Annotated in this window: 19 protein-coding genes and 1 pseudogene; 5 read left to right on the top strand and 15 right to left on the bottom strand. The window is 36.6% G+C overall.

The window, feature by feature from the left end:
- Positions 1-279 precede the first annotated feature (279 nt).
- Positions 280-762: a DUF4168 domain-containing protein gene (locus ACIR310F_RS0118005; RefSeq protein WP_028085035.1), complete on the bottom strand. Its 483-nt coding sequence runs from the start codon at positions 760-762 to the stop codon at positions 280-282.
- Positions 763-1,009: 247 nt separating this feature from the next.
- Positions 1,010-1,996 (bottom strand): DNA polymerase III subunit delta, encoded by a 987-nt coding sequence (gene holA, locus ACIR310F_RS0118000; protein WP_028085034.1) that lies wholly within the window; start codon positions 1,994-1,996, stop codon positions 1,010-1,012.
- Between the two features lie 82 nt (positions 1,997-2,078).
- Here holA and ACIR310F_RS0117995 point away from each other — a divergent pair, with 82 nt between their 5' ends.
- Positions 2,079-2,867, top strand: coding sequence for a DUF1868 domain-containing protein (locus ACIR310F_RS0117995; RefSeq protein WP_028085033.1), 789 nt, complete (start codon positions 2,079-2,081; stop codon positions 2,865-2,867).
- 164 nt (positions 2,868-3,031) lie between these two features.
- Here ACIR310F_RS0117995 and ACIR310F_RS0117990 read toward each other — a convergent pair whose 3' ends face one another.
- Both ACIR310F_RS0117990 and ACIR310F_RS0117985 read right to left on the bottom strand, forming a co-directional pair.
- On the bottom strand, positions 3,032-3,925 hold the full coding sequence (locus ACIR310F_RS0117990; RefSeq protein WP_331271322.1) for a sensor histidine kinase: 894 nt from the start codon (positions 3,923-3,925) through the stop codon (positions 3,032-3,034).
- Positions 3,909-4,496: an L-threonylcarbamoyladenylate synthase gene (locus ACIR310F_RS0117985; protein WP_028085031.1), complete on the bottom strand. Its 588-nt coding sequence runs from the start codon at positions 4,494-4,496 to the stop codon at positions 3,909-3,911. Before ACIR310F_RS0117985 ends, ACIR310F_RS0117990 begins: the two co-directional genes overlap by 17 nt.
- A 142-nt stretch (positions 4,497-4,638) precedes the next feature.
- Here ACIR310F_RS0117985 and ACIR310F_RS0117980 point away from each other — a divergent pair, with 142 nt between their 5' ends.
- Positions 4,639-5,142, top strand: coding sequence for a hypothetical protein (locus tag ACIR310F_RS0117980; RefSeq protein WP_028085030.1), 504 nt, complete (start codon positions 4,639-4,641; stop codon positions 5,140-5,142).
- 84 nt (positions 5,143-5,226) lie between these two features.
- On the opposite strand, the gene prmC is transcribed toward ACIR310F_RS0117980, so the two are convergent.
- The 3 genes from prmC to ACIR310F_RS0117965 form a co-directional block, all read right to left on the bottom strand.
- Entirely contained in the window at positions 5,227-6,126 is a 900-nt protein-coding gene (prmC, locus tag ACIR310F_RS0117975) for a peptide chain release factor N(5)-glutamine methyltransferase (RefSeq protein ID WP_028085029.1), read from the bottom strand.
- 245 nt (positions 6,127-6,371) lie between these two features.
- On the bottom strand, positions 6,372-7,145 hold the full coding sequence (locus ACIR310F_RS0117970; RefSeq protein ID WP_035368344.1) for a Tic22 family protein: 774 nt from the start codon (positions 7,143-7,145) through the stop codon (positions 6,372-6,374).
- A gap of 333 nt (positions 7,146-7,478) precedes the next feature.
- Complete coding sequence (locus tag ACIR310F_RS0117965) at positions 7,479-11,117, bottom strand: hypothetical protein (protein ID WP_035368342.1); 3,639 nt, start codon at positions 11,115-11,117, stop codon at positions 7,479-7,481.
- A 445-nt stretch (positions 11,118-11,562) separates the two neighbouring features.
- Here ACIR310F_RS0117965 and ACIR310F_RS0117960 point away from each other — a divergent pair, with 445 nt between their 5' ends.
- Both ACIR310F_RS0117960 and cobT read left to right on the top strand, forming a co-directional pair.
- Positions 11,563-12,273, top strand: coding sequence for a DUF2232 domain-containing protein (locus ACIR310F_RS0117960; protein ID WP_028085026.1), 711 nt, complete (start codon positions 11,563-11,565; stop codon positions 12,271-12,273).
- A complete protein-coding gene (gene cobT / locus ACIR310F_RS0117955) occupies positions 12,266-13,399 on the top strand; it encodes a nicotinate mononucleotide-dependent phosphoribosyltransferase CobT (RefSeq protein ID WP_035368339.1) in 1,134 nt (377 codons plus the stop codon). Before ACIR310F_RS0117960 ends, cobT begins: the two co-directional genes overlap by 8 nt.
- Here the strand turns inward: cobT and ACIR310F_RS0117950 are convergent.
- The 4 genes and pseudogenes from ACIR310F_RS0117950 to ACIR310F_RS0117935 form a co-directional block, all read right to left on the bottom strand.
- Complete coding sequence (locus ACIR310F_RS0117950; RefSeq protein WP_028085024.1) at positions 13,380-13,736, bottom strand: hypothetical protein; 357 nt, start codon at positions 13,734-13,736, stop codon at positions 13,380-13,382. The two genes, cobT and ACIR310F_RS0117950, sit on opposite strands and share 20 nt — an antisense overlap.
- Positions 13,737-14,253: 517 nt before the next feature.
- A pseudogene (locus ACIR310F_RS23015) lies at positions 14,254-15,375 on the bottom strand (ferrochelatase).
- Positions 15,376-15,632: 257 nt separating this feature from the next.
- The gene (locus ACIR310F_RS0117940; protein WP_028085023.1) at positions 15,633-16,187 is read right to left on the bottom strand and encodes a DUF1634 domain-containing protein; all 555 of its coding nucleotides are present in this window, start codon (positions 16,185-16,187) and stop codon (positions 15,633-15,635) included.
- A 2-nt stretch (positions 16,188-16,189) separates the two neighbouring features.
- Positions 16,190-17,026 (bottom strand): sulfite exporter TauE/SafE family protein, encoded by an 837-nt coding sequence (locus ACIR310F_RS0117935; protein WP_028085022.1) that lies wholly within the window; start codon positions 17,024-17,026, stop codon positions 16,190-16,192.
- Between the two features lie 395 nt (positions 17,027-17,421).
- On the opposite strand from ACIR310F_RS0117935, the gene ACIR310F_RS0117930 reads away from it, so the two are divergent.
- Positions 17,422-18,219, top strand: a complete 798-nt coding sequence (locus tag ACIR310F_RS0117930; protein ID WP_028085021.1) for a sulfite exporter TauE/SafE family protein — start codon at positions 17,422-17,424, stop codon at positions 18,217-18,219.
- 183 nt (positions 18,220-18,402) lie between these two features.
- Here the strand turns inward: ACIR310F_RS0117930 and ACIR310F_RS0117925 are convergent, their stop codons facing one another.
- The 4 genes from ACIR310F_RS0117925 to ACIR310F_RS0117910 form a co-directional block, all read right to left on the bottom strand.
- The gene (locus ACIR310F_RS0117925) at positions 18,403-18,897 is read right to left on the bottom strand and encodes an RrF2 family transcriptional regulator (RefSeq protein ID WP_035368337.1); all 495 of its coding nucleotides are present in this window, start codon (positions 18,895-18,897) and stop codon (positions 18,403-18,405) included.
- Positions 18,898-19,120: 223 nt separating this feature from the next.
- Complete coding sequence (locus ACIR310F_RS27070) at positions 19,121-20,026, bottom strand: C-terminal helicase domain-containing protein (RefSeq protein WP_028085019.1); 906 nt, start codon at positions 20,024-20,026, stop codon at positions 19,121-19,123.
- Positions 20,027-20,283: 257 nt separating this feature from the next.
- The gene (locus tag ACIR310F_RS27065; protein WP_051289730.1) at positions 20,284-21,180 is read right to left on the bottom strand and encodes a phospholipase D-like domain-containing protein; all 897 of its coding nucleotides are present in this window, start codon (positions 21,178-21,180) and stop codon (positions 20,284-20,286) included.
- A gap of 127 nt (positions 21,181-21,307) precedes the next feature.
- Positions 21,308-21,568 carry a hypothetical protein gene (locus tag ACIR310F_RS0117910; protein WP_028085018.1) on the bottom strand — a complete coding sequence of 87 codons (261 nt, stop codon included), beginning with the start codon at positions 21,566-21,568 and terminating at the stop codon, positions 21,308-21,310.
- Between the last annotated feature and the right edge of the window lie 208 nt (positions 21,569-21,776).

Below are 21,776 nucleotides of genomic sequence, written 5' to 3'. Positions count from 1 at the left end.
TAATATATCAATGCTGCCAGTTGTTGTCAAGGGGTTTTCAAAACTTTTTTTTAAATCGGGTGAATTTAATGGTCGAAAGCTTGTGGGATAAGGGATTTAGGTTGGGTTGAGGTGGTATGAGCATTCTAGAAAGATATGAATAACGCCGATAGTCCTTTGCGCTCAATACAAGTTAGGAAAGGAATGATTTAGCAGCAAAGGGGTTAATCGCAGTGCTTATGAGATTAGCTGATGCTCATTGATTTTCGCCACTAGGTCCGAGCAGTTGAGGTTAATTATTTATTTGGAGGGCTTGGGGGGAGAAGTTTTTTGTAAATTTAGTGAGGCTTTATAAAGTTGTTTTTGTAAGGTGGTGTTTTTTTGTTTTTCTAACGTGATTTCATTGAATCTTTCAACTGTGATAAACTTTTTCACTATTTGTTGAGACTGGTTACAGTAATTTACAGCGATATCTTTTGCTTTACCGGGTAGTGCATTGACGCTTGTAGGATCATTACAGATTACTTGGGGAATGTCTTTGCTACCAATGATTTTTTTGATTTCTTCAAAGGCTTGTTGACGGACTGGCTCCATTTCTAATACAGCTTTTACATAGTTAGTTAATTCTGTATCGTTGACATTGAAAGTTTGAGCAATTGCTGGGGAATTGAAGCTAAAAGTCCCAGAAATCAGACTTACAGTGGTAATAGTTGCCAAAATCAAAGGTTGAGAGAGAATTTGGTGTAACCGATTGGTTAAATGAAGACTGTAAATTTTAATCATAACATGGTAGATGACTAAGTGACATAGACAGAAAATCAAGAATATGATAATGGGTTTGAATTATTTTCTGATCCAGAAGTTCCGGTCAAGATGGAATCCGTACTGTAAATGACCTAAAAATTAACCCCGTAGTCAATCTCTGTAGAGGGGGAGAGGGAGAGACTTAGAATCTAGTTTCTCCTCCAGGAACAGTAAAATTATTCACCATTTTGGGTATATAATAATATATACTATGGCGATGGCAATATCAGTTACCTTGGCATATTTGACACATTTCGATAACTTTAGTTTGTAGTGTTGAAGTTTCGGATGCACCTTGCTTGAGGCTTACTTCCAATTCTAATAGTACAGGTAAGGCCAAGATGAGTTGGTTTAATGGGAGAGACTTTACTTCTTGCTGTATAAAATATATTCGTTTAGGGTTAATAATTTCCGCAAATTGAGCGATCGCTTGCGGGTTGCGTTCACCTGTTTCCATCATCATTTTCACTAATAACCAGGTGCGAAATTGACCAATGAGTGTGGCAACTATTCGTAGTCCAGGTTCGGCTGAATTACTGAGATCATTTAATATTCCTAAAGCTTTTGGGGTATCTCCAGTTCTAATAGCTGTTGCCAATTGTAGGGTATTCTGAGTAGTATTTCTGACTAATTCAGATACTATATTTACATCTAAAGGTTTGCGACTACTTTGGATATAAAGACGTAATTTTTCGAGTTCATTGTAAAGAAGACGGGTATCATTACCTACTGATTCTGCTAATAGTTCGACGACCAGGGGATTTAATTTTAGTCCCACAGTTTGAGCGGCCTGTTGAACTGATTGAACTAATAATTCTGTTTTCCAGGGAGGAATGAGGGGAAATTCACAAAATGTGGCAAATTGTTTGAGGAGTTTTGTACTTTTAAGGCGTTCATCTGGTTTGTTGCGACTGGTCAATAGTAAAGTGGAATCTGGGGGGATAACTTTAACAGTCCGTTGTAATTCTGCTAGGATATGATCTGGGCAGTTTTGACTGATAGTTGTGTTAACGAGCCAGACGAAACGACCACCACCACCGAATGGAGGAGTCATCACTTGATTTAAAGCTTGGACAATAGAATCTGTTTGTTCTGGGGGAAATGAGGTATAATTAAAACTTGCCCATAGGGGGTCAAGAACGCGCTCGCGCAAAATTACTATGGCTTTTTCCATAGCAAAATCATCTTCACCCCAATAAACATAAATTGGCATAGCAATTCAAAATTTAAAATCAATTTAGTCAAATCGAGTAATTTTCCCTACAATCTATCAAAAGAGCGCAAGGTGATCAAGATTGGACGACAACTACCAAACCTATTTAAACCGGGTAGCACGCATGACGCTACCAGAAGCCTACAAAACCCAAATTCAGCATATTCAGGAATCTTCTAAATTTAGGGTTCATGGTGGGGTCAGGGAAGCTGCTCCTTTTCCCGGTTATACCCTAATTACTCCACCCGCAGAGGAAGATACAAATAACGCTGCTTTCTACAGCCAAATACAAGCCTATCAACAGCAACTACTAGAGCTACCCATTAGTGGTGATTTGATTGTACCGGTTCCTGCTGCTAGTTTTCATCTGACAGTGGCGGATTTAATTTGGGACAGTGCTTTTGATCATGCTTGTAAAAAAAATCCCCAATTCGCTGAAGATTTAAATTCTCAGTTAGCTGAAAGGTTTCAACAATATCAACAGTTGATGACAAAGGGATCTCATTCCATCTCTTGGCAAATGTTAGGATTAATTGTTATGCCTAGAGCTATAGGTGTGTGTTTAGTACCCAAGGATAAACGTTCTTATGAGGAAATTATTCAATTCCGGCGGATAATTTATCAAAATCGCAGATTAATGGGTTTGGGTATTGAGCAACATTACCATTTTACAGCCCATATCACCTTGGGGTATTTTGGTGAAATTTCACCGGAATTAGACCGGGTAAAACTCAGTGATACACTTGCTGATTTTAATCAGTCGTTGTCATTAAATATCCCAGATTTCCTGCTTAATAAGGTGGAATTGCGAAAATTTGACGACATGACTCACTATTATCGTCAACCAGACTGGCCGAGTTTAGATTTTTAAAACTAGGGGCGAATATAATTCGCTACTACACAACTAAAATGCGTCGGCGCAAAGTATAAAAACCAAGTAGCGAATATAAATCGCTACTACACAAATAAAACCCGCCGACGCAGACTAAGACAAGACAAATATGTCAAACCCTTGTCTGTGTATAAAAACCTCAGTTAATTCGCTAAAGGTATGGATATTTGCAGCCTAGTTAACTGTGGTGTGGCTTTGTTTTTGGTCGGTAAAGGTAAAATTTCTAACTTTCCTCCCATTAAATCTATCAAGGTTTGATTGAGTAAAAGTTTCATTCCTGGTGACAGAACTATATTTGTCTCAAATATCGGATTTTCCCCTGTCATTAAATCCATAAATTCACTGATAATTACAGCATCATTTGGTATATCTAAGCAAATATTTACAAAATTAGCCGTGGACGATAAATGACTAGAAAGATAAATATTACCTGCTTCCATTTGCTCAATTGTACTCTCTATTAAATTGATTAATATCTGTTTAAGCCAGGGGGAATCTGCGAAAATGTAAATTTTTGGATCTGGTGGTGATAAAGTAAAAGGATAATTACAATTGGCTGCTAATAAATAAGTTGATTTATAAACTTCCTCTAAAAATTCAGCTAGTTGAAAACTGTGAATATCTAATTTATTTCTCCCAGATTCTATTTTGGAAATATTCAGAATTTCATCAATTAGTTTTAATAATTTGAGAGATTTTTGATGAGCTTGACCAATAAATTCCCGTTCTTCTTCGGGATTTTCACACAAATCTGCTAAAATTAACTGATGTAATCCCATTATACTACTCAATGGCGATCGCAATTCATGACTAATTCTGGCTAAAAACCCTGCTTTAAACTGACTCATTTCCTGGGCTTTATAGTATGCTAATTTGGTTTGCTGCAATTCTTGCAAAAGTTCAGTTTCTCGATGTTGTGAAGCATTTAAAGCACTAATGGACGAAGATTCAGAAGATTCTAAAAGTAACCTATAAAAACATAAACCTATAGTTATTCCTATTCCCAAATATAGCCAATTACTAAAATTCATCATCATCTAATTTAATACTACCTTGTCTTAAAATCTGCCAATCTTTCCCTGTCCATTTAGCAACGGTGGAAGGGATTCCTAAACCTTGATATTCTACTGATTCTAAAGTCAGAACCTCTGGAAATTGAGATTCTATTTCTGCTTTTTTTTCCAAAGCAGGTTGACCTGATAAATTAGCACTAGTTGTAGCCATTGGACCTGTTTGCGCCAAAATAGTTTGAGCAACTTTATTATTTGGGACTCTAATACCAATGGTAGTTAAATCAGCAGTATTCATCACTTGGGGAATTTTGTCACTAGCTGGTAAAACCAAAGTTAACGCACCTGGCCAATACTTATTGACAACTTTCTGCCAAATCTGGTATTCTATCTGACTACCTTGAACATAATCCCACAAATCTTCAGCAATGGCCGCCATCAAAATCAATGGTTTATCCAAACTACGCTTTTTAGCAGTATAAATCAATTCGGCTTGTTGCGGTATGGTCGCTAATGCGGGGACTGTATCTGTGGGGAAACTGATTAATTTTCCAGCTTTAGCAGCTTTGATCAGGATTTCTAGGGAAACTTCTGTCATATTTATATTTGTAAGTGAAAGTATGAATTGTGTTGCGCGCAAAGTCGCAAAGGAGCAAAGTTGTAAAGTTTGAGATTGTAATTTTTCTTTTTTCTAGTCTAATTCAGTCAGACTGATTTTTAATACAGCTTTTTCGCAAGCAATGAAAATTCAATTTTTGCTCAGGTTTGTGATTTTATTGGGTTTAGTGGAGACAATAACGGCTTGTGGTGTCCTCTCTACTTATGCTAATGATCAGTCTGATTCTTTACCCGCACTCACAATGAATATTAATAGGCATTTAGTAAAAAAAGTAACTCTTATCGCTAGGGAAGAAAATTTACCACCTTTGGGTGTTCCTATTGACCCTCAACGGAATATTGGCTTTGCTTCGGTCTTTTTACGTTTGGAAAATCCCCAATTAACTTCTGTCACTGTCACGGTTACTAAAGTGGAAATTCGTAATTTATCAAATGAAGAGTTACAAAGTTTTCAACATTTACCCCATAAAATTCAGTTAAAACCCTTAGAAAATTCTGAGGTGGTTTTGCAATTGACTAATAAAAGTGGTTATATAGGTAGGAATCAAGTTAAAGCAATTGTTACCTATCAAATAGGAGATGAAACCAGCATAGTCGAGTCAGAACCGGTTGAAGTTAGCCGTTAAGCTGTTCTCAGTCTCAATATACATATCAGCACTTTTAATTGTCGCATAACATCCTAAAACCCTTTAACTCCTGTAAACCTTGATTTAGACATTTTTACGAGCTACAGCAAAACGCTCAATTCCGGCTAAATCAGCATGAATGGAAATATTACTATAACTACCATGATTTTCTAACAATTCTGCCACGGTTTCTGCCTGTCCCGCCATCATTTCCACCAACCAAACGCCACCAGGACGCAAATAATCGGAGGAAACTGTGATTAAATGACGAATATGGTCTAAACCATCTTGACCACCGTCTAAGGCTAAATGTGGCTCGTGTTTAACTACTTCCGGTTGTAAAGTGAGGACGGTATGACTGGGAATATATGGCGGGTTTGATATCATACCACTAAATTGACCTTTAAGAAATTCCAAGGGTTGCCACCAAGAACCGTGATAAAATTGAATTTTGTCCCTAAAACCCAAATTTTTAGCATTGGTTTGGGCTACTGTTAACGCAGCAGCACTAATATCTACAGCATGAATTGTGGCATTTGTCAATACCTCAGCTATGGAAAAAGCGATCGCTCCGCTACCAGTTCCCAAATCCGCCCAGTGTCCTGCTCTCATGTTATCATCAGCAGCAGCGATCGCTAGATCAATTAACATTTCTGTTTCTGGTCTGGGAATTAAGACTCCTTGGTTAACCGTGAGTTGAAACTTGCGCCAAGATGTCATACCTGCTATATACTGCACTGGTAAACGATCATTTAATCGCTTTTGCCACAATTGCTCTAATTCTGTTAAAGACAATTGTATGGGGATTTGCTCCCAATTCTTAAAAGTTTCTAAACGCAGTGCCAATCTGTCTAACTTCGTAATTGTTTGTAATAGCCAGTCTACTTCCATTGGAGGTATATCCGATGCTGTAGCGGCTTTAATAGACGCATTACGCCACATCCAAAGTTCTAAACCAGAAACTACTTGATTTGGGTCTAACATACTGGATATTACAGGTAAAGATGATTTGGCGTTGCGTTATGGTAGTATGAGTTATGTTTCGCGCCAAGACGCTAAGGAGCAAAGACGCAAAGTTGGAGATCAGACGTTTTCTTTGGGTATTCAGTGGAAAAACCATATCTTATGATTTCCATTACACAATAGGGTAAATTAGTCAACCATTAAAAATCTCTGGTTTTTTATACTCCAATTTATCAAAGACGGTTACAATGATTATGGGCTGGGGATTATTTTTTCTTTTGTTGGTTTGGAGGTAGAGAACGAATAAATTCTATTGACTCTCGTGAAGGAAACAAGAAAATTTTACTAGTGTTGGGATCTTTGCTTTCAGTGAGTGTTTTAATGACTCCATCTAAGTCTAATACTTGAATTTCTGTATTCGCTGCTTCCTGTGGTTTAGCTTTTTTGAAGTCTTCTAAAAGCGCCACTACTTGTTCTTTATCGAAATAGAACGGAATGTAACGTTCATTACTTTGGGAAACGGGAATTGTCAAATAGTTATTTCCCTGTTTAAATTTCGGTACAAATAAAGGAACACCATTAAATTGCTGAACAGGTTTCCCACTGGAAGTCAAAATACTTTTAGCTGAGTCCACTTGTTGTTTTGTGGGTACTAAGGTAAAAATTACCTCGGAATCTTTTTTCTTTTTATTTTCTACTAATAATTTGTAGTAATCTCCTAGAGAAATAGGTTTGACTTGAATGGTATTGGCTAATTGGGGATTCTCTTTTTTCAGCTTACCTTCCAGGAATTTTTGAGCATCTTGTTTACTGATAAAAAAGCCTATTTGAGAAATAGTTTTGGATTGGTTTTTTCTGGAAATAACTACAAATTCCCCTTGAGGATTAGCAAGGGTAAATACTGGTACTTTTTGTAATGTTTTTACTACTTGCTCTTGTGGTAACGCTAATGCTTGGGAGTTATTTATTCCTGATATTCCCGCAAATATCACACTCCCCGCAATACCTAAAGTTACGCCCCAACGAACTAATAATTTCATGATTATTCCTCACATTAATAATTTAATTAATGTCAATAAATATACAAATTGTTGTATTTATATACATTAATCGTTTTTAGTTATATAGCAAGCCATTTAATTTCTGACAAAAAACCCATGGTAGCTATTTAGAATCAACTATCAATTGTTAAAATGCGATTTTATCAAACTTTTTGGTGGTGATGATATGATCACCCAAAAGCTTTAAAACCTATTATATGTCTTTTTCAGTGATCATGACGTTTTAGGGGAATAGGGGGAAATGTTTTATAAGACCCATGACCTATTACCCATGAACCCATGACCCATTATGAATTACCCATAGCCTATCTTTTACACCTGACTGTACAAAAGATAACTATAAGGTTCTTCCAGGGATTGAACGGTACTGGATTTTATGTTATCTAAATAACGTACTAATAACTTAACTTGTTGAGAATTGGGACGATAGGAAAGATTACCTTGTTTTTCAAATAGAGGTGATATACCGGAAGACAGAGAAGCTATAGCGTTGTAGTCAGGATTTTGTTGGGAGTTATCAGTCAGCCAAAGGTTGTCTGTAGCAGTGGGAATTAAACCTGGGGGTAGTTCACCTTCCAGGAAGGCTAATAATCGTTGTTGACAGATACGGGTATTGATACCACGATTTTCAAATAACTGCAAGACTTCACCAAAAGATAAAGAACGTTCGGGTAATAGTTTCAGCAATTCAGAAAATAAGAAATAATCTGTGTATTGTTGCTTAGGTATGTCTAGAACTTGGGGATGTAAAGGTAACATGACTAAACCTAATGCCACCCGACTACAATTGGGAGTACCATTTTCACCAAGATATAAGTCTTGGATAATCTTAGCATTAGGCAGTTTTTGCCGCAACCAACGGTTAATAGTACCCACACCGGCTACACCACCGCCAATAATAACTTGATTAATAGCTCCGGTGGGAATATCACGGGCTACTAATAATTTATTCAGTTCTCGGTTCAGACGACGGACAAAGGGGACAAAAACTTGACTTTCTAAATCTCGGCGTTTTAATATCCAACTCTGATCAGCAAATTCTAGGGTAAAGGTTTCTTGATGCTGTAAAATTAGCTTTAAGGCCAAAGCAGCATCTAATAATGCTTGTCCCAGAATGGAACTTTCTAGACACTGCTGGAGACGAAGCCGCGCTTGTGTATCTGGTTCTCCCACTTTAGGTAATGTCAATGCTTCTAAACTCAAACTAGAAAATTGCATTTCATCTAAACCGGGAATTGAAGGTTGCCAATGCCAAGGATTAATATTAGCAGATTCATGATCATCTTGTCCAGCTTGGCGAGGTTGACGGGATTTCGGTGGTAGTAGTAACTGACAGATAATATCCTGTTCGATGCCCTTCCCGGCATAGGCGAAACTGTGAAGCATGAAATCTTTGTGTGTTAGTTCTCCCAAATTTGCTGGTATATCTACTAGTGCCATTTCTGTAGATATTGCGCCAATGTTGATGGCTAAAGTATTACCAATCACAGGGTAATCACTAGTTTTTAAAGGTTGTAAACCTTGATTTTCGCTAATTTGGATAAATTGGCCATTGACACTATCTAATTCTGGTAGTACAGTAGCGATCGCTTCCTCGACAAAAAAGATTTGTTGAGGATGGGAGACAAGTTGACTGGTAAGAATTGCTTCCCGGATATTAAAGCGATATTGTTCGCTCCAATTAGCAGGACAGGTACAAATTACACCAGCAATATTTTTAATCACTTTAGAGAAAGTTGGTATATTCATACCCACAGCATTAGCAATTAAAGCGGGTGTGGTGCTGGTTTGACTGGACTTTAAAGTTAACAGTAGTTTTGAGAGTGATCTGATGATCCAAATTAATGGACCTGCGGAAAATTCATTTAATTGTAACATTGGTTCCCATTTTTGGCGTTCTTGCTGGTAGGGAACTGCTATTTGTAAATAAGGCTTTAATTGTGCTGAATAAAGATGATAGGGAACTGATGATTGGGGTAAGGGTGATTCTCCACTTTTTTCCTGATTAGTAGCTACATTTGTAGGTAAATAAACTTCAGCAGGTAAACGAAATGATTGCTGAAAATCAGTATTGCTATTTGGGTTTTCTGCTGACCAATAAATTGGATAAACTACTAATTTGGAGTGATTTAATAAAGCCGCAGAAATTCCTGTTGTTCCTACATCAATTCCTAAATACCAAGTAGAATTTAAAGTATCGTCTGGAGGAACATCATTATTTTCGCCATGGGTTGGGGGCTGAATAGCAGTGATTGGAGATTGCTGACTAGTAATTGAGGCTGGGGAAAAATCTTCTTTTTTATCTTCTATGTTTGTTACAGTTGTTAAGCTTGAATTTACTTCCTGGTCAAAAACTTCAACATCTAAATTAGTTGCAGATTTCTGATCATAATTTAATGGTAGATCAAAATTATCCAATAAAGATACTAAATCTCTTTCTAAAGCTGTAGAAATAGTAGAAATATAGTTATCAAAACCCAAATTCTGATTTTCATTTTCCGTGGTTGTTGGTAATGTCACCACAGAGGTATCTGCTGGATTAATTTCTGGATTATCCAATAGGTTTGATGTTTCTGACGAGATTTCTTCATTGCTATTATCAATCAATAAATCAGTTAAAACTGTAATTGTATCTGTACTATTTGGTTCTAATTCAATTGTGGCTTTACTTTCTTGAGCAGTATCGGAAATTATTGTTTGATCATTGTATTTTTGATCGTCTGGTGATTCACTGGTTGGAATTGACAGCAAATCCTCTTGTGGTTCTGCTGGGATAGAAACTGTTAATAAATCATTACTAACAACTTCAGAAGTGATGGATAAATTGCTATCTTCTCCGAGCAGAGGGTCATGATAAAATGATAAATTTGCTGGTGAAGAAGTTTGAGGATTAGAGAAACTTGCATAAAGATCATCTACTTGATCAGAACTTGTTAAGTCTAACTCCTTTGCAGATTTTGATTGTTCCTGTAATAACTCTGTTTCCAGAGAAACTGATGTTATTTCCTCTACAGAAGTTACTCCAGACAAATCTGGTATTTTCTTTAATTCTTCCCACCCTGGATACTCTGCTATATCAGGGTTGACAATAGAAATTAACGGCTCACTAATTAGGGATTGCTGTTGTAAATATTCAGTTAAATTATTCAGGAAATTTGCCATTAACTGTTCACCTTGCATCCCCTGACTGTGCATTTTTGCTAGTGCTTGGGATAGGGAATGATAATAGGTGTTAATATTCCGTTCTAGAGCTTCAAAAACAATATTTACAGTTCCATCTAAGGAAAGCAAACGTTGATCTAAATTACGTGCTAAATTTGCTAACTGTTCTACCCGTTCTGCTGATTCTAAAATGGGTTGAATAGCAGCAGTAATAGCTTCTAAATTCTGTTGATTAGGATTAATTATAGGACTAGCGTTTAATTTTAAATGCGCGTCCAAGCGACTCATGAGGACTTCTAGGAATTGAGAAATAATCTGCTCTTGGTTTACGAACTGCTGACCAACGGAACGGTTTTGCAGTTGCTTTTGTTCTAATTGTCTAATTTCCTGGATCAGACTGGCTCTTTCTGCTAATAGTCTTGATAATTCCGCTTGTAAGGGCTGAAGTAAAACCGTCAGTTCTGGTTTGATTTCTGTTGAAATCTGATTTGGTTCTGATGGGGTTAACGTAGACTCAAAGACGGTCGAGGAATGACTCTGTTGGTTAAATTGCGTCAACAAAGATGAAAACGGTTTTGTGTCCGATGGTTGATTTGTTTCTGCTGGAATTTGATCCTCTGATACTTGATCCTGGCTGAGTTGAACTAAAAAGTCATGTACTCGTTGTAGAATCTCTTTTTCCCTTGGTTTTTGGTGAGACAGGAATTTAGAAAGACCTTGACTACTGTGGGACAGTAAGTGATCAATATCTGCAATTAGTTGCTGAATTTCATCAGTATGGGAAGTCACGTTAATTTACCTGAGTGAAAATTGGATGTTAATGTGTAAAGCTTGATAAGTACGGAAGTTAGTTGGCTGAAACCTACTTAATTATACATTTATTCTTAAAGGTGGTACGGTGCTGTTGATTCCTTGACAATTATGCCATAATTGCTAAATTTTTGTGATATTTAATCTAGTAGAACGCTAATGGTAAAATACAAGTTCTTTGGTAGGTTTTTGCGCTATATTAACATTGATTAATTACCTCTAATATCATGTCCGCCCAATCACTGACGATATAGTTCATCATTGTATTGCCTTTTCCCAATTACCAATTACCCATTACCAGCCTCAACAGATATGATCAGTGTTCAACCGGACATGATCTAACATCTAGATAAGTAAAAAGCCACACACACAACTATTCCTGAACAGTTTTGGCAAAACTATAGTTTAATTTAATCACCTCCCCATGAGTATTGTTGATTCCCTACCAGAAGAACCAGAGGCAGATCCATCTCTTGCATCTCCTACCCAAAGCCAATTACAGTATCAATGTCTCAATGTTGATAGTCCTTTAAAAATGGTGGAAACGGCTTTTTTAGCTAGTACGGCGAGTTTAATTTGGTTTATTAATTTTTACTTCCCTCTAGGTCCAGTATTGCGGGTACTTTTTCCTATACCCATCGCTTTAGTATATTTACGTTGGGGTAACCGTGCAGCTTGGATGGCCGCAGTCACTTCTGGTTTACTATTGGCTGTGTTAATGGGACCTGTTCGCAGTTTGTTATTTGTTATGCCTTTTGCCCTTATGGGTGTGCTATTAGGGGCTACTTGGCATCGTCGTGTACCGTGGATTGTTTCTATCATTTTAGGGACTTTGCTGGGGACTGTAGGCGTGTTTTTTCGACTGTGGTTTTTATCTCTGTTATCCGGTGAAGACCTGTGGGTTTATGTGATTAACCAAGTAACAGAAATTATTGATTGGATTTTTTTACACTTGGAATTATTGACAACTCCCAATTTATTATTAATTCAATTAGGAGCGATCGCTTTAATTGTAATTAATAATTTTATGTACTTATTTATAGTCCACCTTGTCGCTTGGTTACTCTTGGACGCTATTGGTAATTCTATTCCCCGGCCACCACGTTGGGTACAGGTATTAATGGATTATGATTAATATATACACACAGGTAGCTCTTGGGGAAGCATGGCTGCATCGCTATCGAGGTAAATTACCAATATTTGCCTGTATTTTAGGATTCACGGAAACTGGTTTAATTCCCGGTATTTCTGCGGCTGGTTTAACTCCAGAAGACCGCCAATATACGGCTTGCGCTGATGCAGAATTTCTCTATCACGGCGCTGAATATTACCCTAAGTATCCCTTGCCTCCCCTGACTTCGGGTGCGTCTCCTGTGCTGATTTCGCGGGCGGTGGTGGCTAATTTACACATCCCTGTTTACTTGTTTAATGCGGGATTGTTACATATTCCACCAGTACCATTAATAGATTTAGGTGGTATGGCCGCCAGGTGTTTAAGTCAGGGTGCAGCTATGGATATAGCTACGGTTAAACAATTGTTAACAGAGGGATTACGCTGGGGTTCTCAATTAAGTTATGATGCTGCTAATAGTTATTTAATTTTAAGTGAGTGCGTCGTCGGGGGAACAACAACAGCTTTAGCTATTTTAACTGGGTTGGGTATTGATGCGGTTGGTAAGGTTAATAGTAGTCATGCTGTGTGTAATCATAAGCAAAAATGGGATTTAGTACAGACTGGATTAGCTAAAATATCATCTTCAGTTGATGCTTTAGAACTTGTAGCAGCGGTAGGAGATCCAATGCAAGTGGTAGTAGCGGGAATGGCGATCGCTGCTAGTCGAAAATGTGGGGTATTATTGGGTGGAGGTACGCAGATGTTGGCGGTATATGCTTTAATTCAAGCGATCGCCCACACATACTCTTTATCCTGGAAACCGGCAGAAATTGTCATTGGTACAACCCGCTGGGTAGCGGAAGATCCTACCGGTGCAACAATTGATCTAGCCCAGAGTTTCAGTAAAAACAGCATTCCTACTTTATTAGCCACAAAATTGAGTTTTGCTAATTCTCGATATCCCCAACTTCAAGCTTATGAAAGGGGTTTTGTGAAAGAAGGTGTTGGTGCTGGTGCGGCCTGTATCGCTGCTTCCTTAGGTGAAAATTGGCAGCAAAATCAACTGTTAGCGGCTATAGAAGCGGAAATGGAACAACTTAGCAGCAACCAAAAAACTCAGCAAGAAACTAAGAAATCCTCTGTCTAAGTAACTGTTCTTCTAAGGCTGCAATACGGTGATAGGCTGCGGTTAACTGGGTTGTTAACCGTTGGATTTGAATTTCTGGGGTTATTTGTCTATCTCTGGCTTGATAATTTGCGTCCGAATAGACCATAGAATCGGTTAAAACATCTTTATGCTCCAATTCTTTGGACTTATACCCTTGAGGCTGTTTCTTTTCTAGATAATGCTCTATGGCTGGTAATTCCTCCAAAGATGAATCTGACAAGGCTTGGGATAGCCGCATATCCAACCTGGCAATTATTTCATAGATGGCATTAACTTTCTGGGTTAAGGTGAGAATCTGTTTTTCTAGTGATTCCATTTAAGACCTACATCGAAAAATAAAAAATATTTGATCTATGTTATTCACCTTACTGACGATTTTAGCTATACTTATGGATTATTTAACTTTTCATGACTTTTTGGCTGATGGCAATGATTTATGTATAGAGATAAATCAATAATATTGATAAGTTAATCTAGGGTTAATTAACAGCTTGGCATAAAATTAAGCAGTCAAAGAATCAATTACGACGGGTAAATTTTGAAGATAAATATATTCAATCTCTCTTGTGAGAAATAGGCGATCGCATTAATAAACATTGAATACAGCCTTAGCTAGAAATTGTGTTATTATGTGTTGTTACAAGTTTAACTTGTTTAACTTGAAAATAGCGCGGTGTGGTATTAACCATACATAATGATGCAATAACAGAACTTACGCAACGAGAAGAGGTAGAAAAAAAGTCCACCTGTGTGGACTAATAAAAAATTCAATATTTTCAACCCACCTAAGTGGGTTTTGTTTGTGTAGATGCGATTTCTCACCGCCCTAATTGCTAATGATGATGGTGATGATGAGTCATAGCTGAATGTGAATTAACAGCCATTCCTTCTGTTGCCATTAACCCTGCAATATGTACATTTGCCCATTCAGCAGCCATAGCTAAAAATTAGGGGTGATCATTCACACAAGCCATTTGTAAATAATCTACATCTGGATGTTGTTTTTCCAAATCATGAATAATGTGGTGAACATCTAACAAAGTTTCATGATTTTCCGTTGCAAAGCCAATAGGCATAAATAGAATTACCTTTGCACCCAATTGAATCAAATTTTGAGCAGCTTGGGTAGCATTTGGTTGTGTCCATTCAATTAATGGAGTATCATGATTCAACCAGCCTACAGAAATCAACGGATAATTGTTAATTAACTTGTTTCTAACTAACTCGTACATGGCTTGACTTTCATCAATTCCCGACGTAAAGCCTTTGGCTTTGTGGGGACAACCATGATTCATGAGGATAATACCAATTTGCGAAGGTAAATAACCTGTAGCCAAATCAGTATGAATTTTTTCTTCTACCAAATGCGCCATTAAATCAATATATTTTGGCTCATTATAGAAGGAAGGAATATATCTTTGAGCTTTGATCCAATGTTCATCACCATCAGCTAATTCTACCAGGGCATTATTCACTTGTTCAATGGCAATACCGCTGGTAAAAATGGAATCAACCACCAATAATGGATAAATCAGCAGTTTGCTAAAACCTTGATTTTTAATTTCGGCTAAAACTTGATTTGGTAAAAAAGGAGCGCAAAAGTTAAAGGCTTTGAAAACTTGAACACCACTACCCCATTTATGTTGTAATTCGTGTTCAATACCTGCTCTTTGTCTTTCAAAGATGGCATTGTGTGGGGAGATAAAATCGTGGTGTGTGTGTCCCCATTCATGACGATCAAATAATGCCAAAAGCTTGGCTAAAGGGGGATAAATCCAAGTAGGAACAGGAGCGAATTTAGCAGTCAGTAAATTTAAAGCTTGTTCGTTATAATTAGCAAAATCTTCGTAGCTCTCAACTTCGCCATAGCCCATGAGTAACACGGCTACACGGTCTTTAGTGGGTAGATGCTCGTGGCTATGGGTAGCGTGCAGTTTTTCCGGGGTTACAACCACAATGAGTTCCTCAAGATAACCAAAACAAGGAGAGAACCCTAGAAGGTCCCTAGATTATTTCTCTCACTTTGTAGCATGATATCCTATCCAGGGGGATAGGATAAATATCAACACAAAAATACACATCTGAACAATCAAACTGCTGATTTCGGTACAAACCAAGGCTAGATTTGTCCTCAATTGATATTCTACACCCTGGTACTTCAAACTCCTAAAATTAGTTGTATGATATTTTGATGTTTTCAAGACGAGTTATATTAGTAATACGCCCCGACTATGCTGTAAGTTAGACTAGCAAGCACTAATGAGGTGATAATTACATAAATAAATTCTCTCTCTAACAAAAAAGTTAATAAAGAGATAATTACACGCAAGATAGGGACAGCAATTAGTATTAACAGTCCTAGTTGAATGATTCCCTGAGAACTACCCGCAAAAGCGGCATTGACTACACCTGTTGGTGAGTGAAATTGAGATTTTGTACCTATAAATACTTGATATTCAGCAATATCAGAGCCATGATTAATTAAGTATAAAATACCCCCAGATAATACTATAAAACTAGCAATTAAAACTCCGTACATAAGTAATTTGCTGAGTAAGTATTCTAACTTTTGTTCAGTTGTTGATTTTGTCAGTTTTTGATTGCTAACAACTTCATCATGATAATTTTGTACTGTGTGAGTCAGGTATTGTTCTTTTAAATGTTGAAGATCAGAATCTTCTTCCTCCGGTTTAAAAGCGAGGTTTCCAAATTCTGTTTCCATATGTGTTGAGCAAGTCCACCGAAAACCAGAATTTAATTTATACATAATTACACACTCCCTAGTAGACTGTTATAGACCATTTTTAATGCCATTAATACTAACACAAAACTGAAAATAATTCTCAAAATCTGGGTTTTAGCACCCATTAAGATTCTCGCACCCAAAAAAGCACCTGGTAATACTCCTAACATGACTGGCATGGATAAACCCGGATCTATATATCCATGGGTTAAATAAACACCGGAAGAAGCTGCGGCTGTCACACCAATCATAAAATTGCTCGTAGTAGTGGAAACTTTAAAAGGGAGACCCATGGCTTGGTCCATAGCCAAGACTTTGAATGCTCCCGAACCAATTCCCAATAAACCGGAAAGCATTCCAGCTACTAACATAATACTGAACCCAGCAGGTAAAGCATAGACCTGATAGGGTATTACACGGTCATGACTGGGGTAAGTACCATTAAGTTGCAGATATTCTGCTAAAGGATCTGGTGCAATCATTTCTGTTTGTTCTGGTCTGGGCCGTTGAGACAGATATGCTGAATAAATTAGCACAATTGCTAAAATTAAGCAAAGTATTTTTACTGGCACGTGGACTATCAGCAAAGCACCAATAAGTGCGCCAATAGTGGTGGCTACTTCCAGGAACATTCCTAAGCGTAAATTGGCATAGCCTTTTTTAATGTATGTAGAAGCTGAACCTAAGGATGTGGCAATTACTGATACTAATGATGCACCAACCGCATAGCGAATATCAACACCAAAGACGGAAGTTAATAATGGAACTATGACAACTCCACCACCTAAACCCGTTAATGCACCTACTAAGCCGGCGCTAAATGACCCCAGCCAAACTAGTAAACAAAATGCTAGTATGCTCAATTTTAGGCCCTCTTTTTTCAATCTATTTTCTCAAGACTGGTATATCCATAAGACAGCTATAAATTGCGTCTTTTGATTAGGCTACAAAATTTAGAATATCATATTTTCCCAATTGACTATTTATACTATTTATTTAGTTTTATGAAGAATACAATCCCACATAACTGTAGTTTCTATGATCATCTCTACTATGCAATATCATCATAAAAATATGGATTAATTTATAGAGACTGGCACTAGACTTTTGATAAGTTTAATGTTAAACTACGGTAAATCAATCTAGTTTTAGTGTTTTATGCAAATTTGCAAAATCACACCATGGATTTTCACCAAATAAAAAAAGTGATCCTTCAATACTTTCACATCACAACTAAAACACACTATTAAATAGGAATATGGACTACTTATTATTACCCATTTTTAGCTTTTTTATTGGTATGATTGTTGGTATAACAGGAATAGGTGGCGCGTCTCTCATCACTCCTATGTTGATTTTTTTCTTTCACGTACCGCCTTCTATTGCTATCAGTTCTGATGTTGTAGCCGCTACATTAATGAAAGTAGTAGGGAGTTGGAAACACTGGCAACAAAAAACCATTGATGTAGATTTAGTTAAATGGCTGGCAATGGGTAGCGTTTCTGGTTCATTGCTGGGTGTAGCAGTTTTATACCAACTGAGAAAGACTGGAGAACATCACATAGACAGCCTGTTACTACGGTTATTAGGAGTAATGATTGTTACAGTTACATTAACAGCATTAATACAAATGTTTTTAGTGACTTTTTTTCCCAAAATCAATTTACCCGAACTGCCACAATTAAATGTAAACACCAATAAAGGACGTTTGATTACCGTAATTATTGGCGGAATTTTAGGTTTCTGTGTGGGTATGACCAGTGTTTCATCAGGTTCTATTTTTGCGCTGGTTTTGATGACATTTTTCCGGTTAGAAGCTCGTAAATTAGTGGGTACAGATATTACTCAAGCAGCAATTTTATTAATATTTACATCTTTGGGACATCTGACATTGGGAACTGTTGATTTGAATTTAGTAATCCCAATTTGGATTGGTTCTGTTCCGGGAGTGATTATCGGTGCGAAACTTTGTGAGATTATCCCTCTGCGTCCACTAAGATTTACTATTTATGGGATTTTAATGATGGTAAGTTGGAAATTAGTTGCACAAACATAATTACCCTTCGTCCCTCTACATTTTAATTTGTCTTTAAAGTGCAATAGATTAACAGTATTTGTTTATTGGCTTTGCTGAAAAAATGATGGTAATCAAAATGCAGAAGATGACGGAGTAATTGTTAATATTAGTAATGATGAAAGTTTCAAAATTTAGTTAACCATTCATTTTCATCACCTCTTGCTAAATGTAATACATGGGACTATTTTGGCTGCGAGTTTCTGTTTCCTGGTACAAATCCTGGAGTGTATAGCCACTTAAAACCTCTATTGAGGCAGTATTAGCTTTTGCCCAGATTTCTAAAATCAAGGCTTTCTCCAGGGTGCGAGTCTGAGTGCTTTCTTTTTCCTTTCGTTCCCCCTCCACTAAGGTGACAATTTCTAGCAAAGTAATTTGCCACGGGTCATTCATTAACACAAAACCCCCTTTAGAGCCGCGTTGACTCTGTACCATACCCGCACGTCGCAATTGAGCGAGAATTTGTTCCAGATAGCGTTCTGGTATGGGTTGTTTGGCTGCTATCTCGTTTATCGTCAGAGGAACTTTTTTATCATGATGCTTGGCTAGTTCTAACAGCGCTAGGAGTGCGTATTCTACTTTTGCAGAAAGCTCCAGAAGAGCATAGTTTTGGCTATTCCAATCTGTATTCAGATGACTACTCAGATTACTACTGTACATTGATGTATTTATAGGGGTTTAACCGCAATTCATTTTTATTTAAGTGTCAGATGTGATGGTATCACACCTATAATAAGTAAAATATCACAACTCTATCGGAATTATGGTGATTATGGACAAAATTCTGAAAATTGGTTACAGCTATTCGATATTGCGGTTATTAACCAGTTAAATGCCTGATTTCTACACTCTGTACGGGAATTACAGCCTCTAAATACCACTCTCAGTCCGAAACTGGGGAGGAGATTAAGGTACTGAAAATAACCCTAATGAACAAATAATCCGCGCTTCCTGTCGATGTTAAATCAACTTCTCCATCATCCTCTTTATCTAAAAAACCCGATTTTTCGTGATAAAGATCAAGTATTTCCTGATCAGAAAGACTATCTTCAAAAAATGCTTCATCTGTTCCCACCACATTCGCATTTTGTTGTAATCTTTCACTTAATCTCCCTCGTAAATTAATTAATTCTTCCACTCCCTCCGCAGGTAAAAACGAATAACAGAGAATTTCTGAGGCTTTTTGGCCAATTCTATCTACTCTACCAATTCTTTGAATTAAGCGAATAATTGCCCAAGGTAGGTCATAATTAATAATTATCCGACAATCCTGTAAATTTTGACCTTCACTTAAAACATCGGTAGCAATTAAAATTCTAATTTGTTGTTCCTGGAGAATATTTTGTTTATTACTTTCTGGACTAAAACGATAAGCTAATGCTGTCGGATCATTTATTTTTCCTGTCACTAATGCGGTTTGAGTGATATTGGTTTTTTCTAAACACTCCTGTAAATAACGCGCTGTATCTGCAAATTGGGTAAATATCAATATTTTCTCGTTTTCATGAGTTTCCGTGATTAATTTTTGCAAAGTTTGTAATTTTTGATCTTGTTGATAATTCCATTCTCCACAATTATGTAATAACTTCAATAACGATAAAGCATCTTCGCGGAGATGTTTTTTTAATTCAGATTTGAACAATCGAGAATCTAACCATTTAAACCGTTTTTGGTATTTATTTTGATAGAGTTCATAAATAGCCTTTGCTTGACGTTTATATAATGATGCTAAAAAAGCATTGCCACTACTTTCTAATCTTTTAAATAAATTCGTGCGACAAAAACCCATTAACCTTCTACCACCACGGGATAAACTATTTAATATCTGTTGTTGTACTGCTGTGGGAGGTTGTTTATATTTATCTAAAGTGTAATTTCCTAAACCATAACGGGGTAATGATAAAGAATTAATAATTTCTACTACCTCACCAGAGTATAATTTTCCATAATTATCATCATTATTAATTGTAAATTTAGCAGTTTTCGGGATACGGGTAGGAAAATAAGAACGAGTACCATTAGGAAATTGTAAATATTTACGTTCATTTATAGGGTCTGTATCAGCATAATTATTTTTAATGAAACTGCGGGTTCTTCTAATCCTACCACATCACCAATCAAAACACCACCACGACGGTTAACATAATGGGCAGCAATTTGTACTGCTGCTGCTTGAAAAGGGAATAATTGAAAATCATAAGGTATAGTATATTGACTTAAACCATCTCGCGCTTCTTGAGAGAGATGATAAGCCATTTTCAGATAAACATAATAGAGAGAAATTAAGTTTTCCCTTGCCCAACTTTCATCTATAATTTCTGCCAATTTATCAGAAATCTCTATACAAAATCTATCTTCCCAACGTTCATTAAACCAGGTTTGTAATTTATTGGTTGCATCATTATCTAGGATATCAACATTTAATTCTCCTTGGGTTGATAAACCAGAAAAAGTTAAATTACTACTTCCTAAAAAAACGATCGCTTTTAAATTATGATGGCTTTGAGGCATTAAATAAAGTTTAGCATGAAGGGGATGACGTAAATATAATTTAACTATTACTTTTTTAGATTTTAATTGTGATTTCAGTCTTTTTAAACCCAATTCATCATCATTATTTGGTTTTCCGATCATTAATTGTTGACTAAATTCCTGGACTATGCGTTTTGTCAGCTTATTTGTGTCACCTTGGGATATGGGTTTAGGAGATATTCCTAAACTTAACATTTGGTTAAGTTCGTCTTTGGGTAATTTCTGCATTCCAATTAATAAGCGACAACAGTTATCTTCTCCTCCGGTAAATTGTTCTATTTCTTCCTGGATTAATTTCCATCCTTGTAAGTTGAAATAACCTACACAAAAATCTGCCCTATGGGCATCTTTTAGGCTTTCTTTGAGTTGGGGTAGTAGTTTTTCGTTGATATTATCAAAAATGTGTGGCATAGTTTTTTATATTATTAGTTATTTGGTTAATTGTCTGAATCAGGATATCCAGGATTTTAGGATTTTCAGGATGGGATAAATATTGGATATTATGCCACATCATCAGCTTATAATCTAAAAAAGAGTTTTATTGATCAAGAAAGTCCGCTAAAAATTCTGCTTCATCTTCTTCTCCCCATGTTCCTGCAAGATAATCTAAATCATGATCAGGATAAGAATTAGATACATTTTTTTCTGATTTTTGTAATGTGCTTTTTGATGTGTCATTTAATGACAACATACTCTTTCTTGTGTTTTTCTTCAATTCTTTAAGTAATTGATAAAATTCATTAAGTTGATCTTCTGGTAATTTATCAATTTCTGCATAAATCAATTCTTTAACAGTCATGGTTTTTACTCCTGTTGCTAATTGGGATATTATAACACATTATTTATATTATTTATATATTTATATATTTATATCCCTGTATTTATATCCCTGTCTTCTATACTTCTAAAATATAAACTGACATGAGGATATTGACTTTGATACCTTAACCAAGCAGTAGCAATTTCAGGATTTGCTAATAAATGCTTTTGTTCCTTCTCAAAAGTCT

Source organism: Dolichospermum circinale AWQC310F (assembly GCF_000426925.1).
Lineage (GTDB): Bacteria > Cyanobacteriota > Cyanobacteriia > Cyanobacteriales > Nostocaceae > Dolichospermum > Dolichospermum circinale.
This window is presented reverse-complemented; position numbering and strand designations above follow the sequence as displayed.

Excerpts from the sequence above, each read along its gene's own strand:
- ACIR310F_RS0118005 (WP_028085035.1), bottom strand. The coding sequence starts at position 762 with ATGATTAAAATTTACAGTCTTCATTTAACCAATCGGTTACACCAAATT.
- ACIR310F_RS0117940 (WP_028085023.1), bottom strand. The coding sequence starts at position 16,187 with ATGTATAAATTAAATTCTGGTTTTCGGTGGACTTGCTCAACACATATG.
- ACIR310F_RS0117990 (WP_331271322.1), bottom strand. The coding sequence starts at position 3,925 with ATGATGATGAATTTTAGTAATTGGCTATATTTGGGAATAGGAATAACT.
- ACIR310F_RS0117925 (WP_035368337.1), bottom strand. The coding sequence starts at position 18,897 with ATGTACAGTAGTAATCTGAGTAGTCATCTGAATACAGATTGGAATAGC.
- ACIR310F_RS0117950 (WP_028085024.1), bottom strand. The coding sequence starts at position 13,736 with ATGGAATCACTAGAAAAACAGATTCTCACCTTAACCCAGAAAGTTAAT.
- ACIR310F_RS0117960 (WP_028085026.1), top strand. The coding sequence starts at position 11,563 with ATGAGTATTGTTGATTCCCTACCAGAAGAACCAGAGGCAGATCCATCT.
- ACIR310F_RS27070 (WP_028085019.1), bottom strand. The coding sequence starts at position 20,026 with ATGGGTTTTTGTCGCACGAATTTATTTAAAAGATTAGAAAGTAGTGGC.
- ACIR310F_RS0117980 (WP_028085030.1), top strand. The coding sequence starts at position 4,639 with ATGAAAATTCAATTTTTGCTCAGGTTTGTGATTTTATTGGGTTTAGTG.
- ACIR310F_RS0117985 (WP_028085031.1), bottom strand. The coding sequence starts at position 4,496 with ATGACAGAAGTTTCCCTAGAAATCCTGATCAAAGCTGCTAAAGCTGGA.
- prmC (WP_028085029.1), bottom strand. The coding sequence starts at position 6,126 with ATGTTAGACCCAAATCAAGTAGTTTCTGGTTTAGAACTTTGGATGTGG.
- ACIR310F_RS27065 (WP_051289730.1), bottom strand. The coding sequence starts at position 21,180 with ATGCCACACATTTTTGATAATATCAACGAAAAACTACTACCCCAACTC.
- cobT (WP_035368339.1), top strand. The coding sequence starts at position 12,266 with ATGATTAATATATACACACAGGTAGCTCTTGGGGAAGCATGGCTGCAT.
- ACIR310F_RS0117910 (WP_028085018.1), bottom strand. The coding sequence starts at position 21,568 with ATGACTGTTAAAGAATTGATTTATGCAGAAATTGATAAATTACCAGAA.
- ACIR310F_RS0117970 (WP_035368344.1), bottom strand. The coding sequence starts at position 7,145 with ATGAAATTATTAGTTCGTTGGGGCGTAACTTTAGGTATTGCGGGGAGT.
- holA (WP_028085034.1), bottom strand. The coding sequence starts at position 1,996 with ATGCCAATTTATGTTTATTGGGGTGAAGATGATTTTGCTATGGAAAAA.
- ACIR310F_RS0117930 (WP_028085021.1), top strand. The coding sequence starts at position 17,422 with ATGGACTACTTATTATTACCCATTTTTAGCTTTTTTATTGGTATGATT.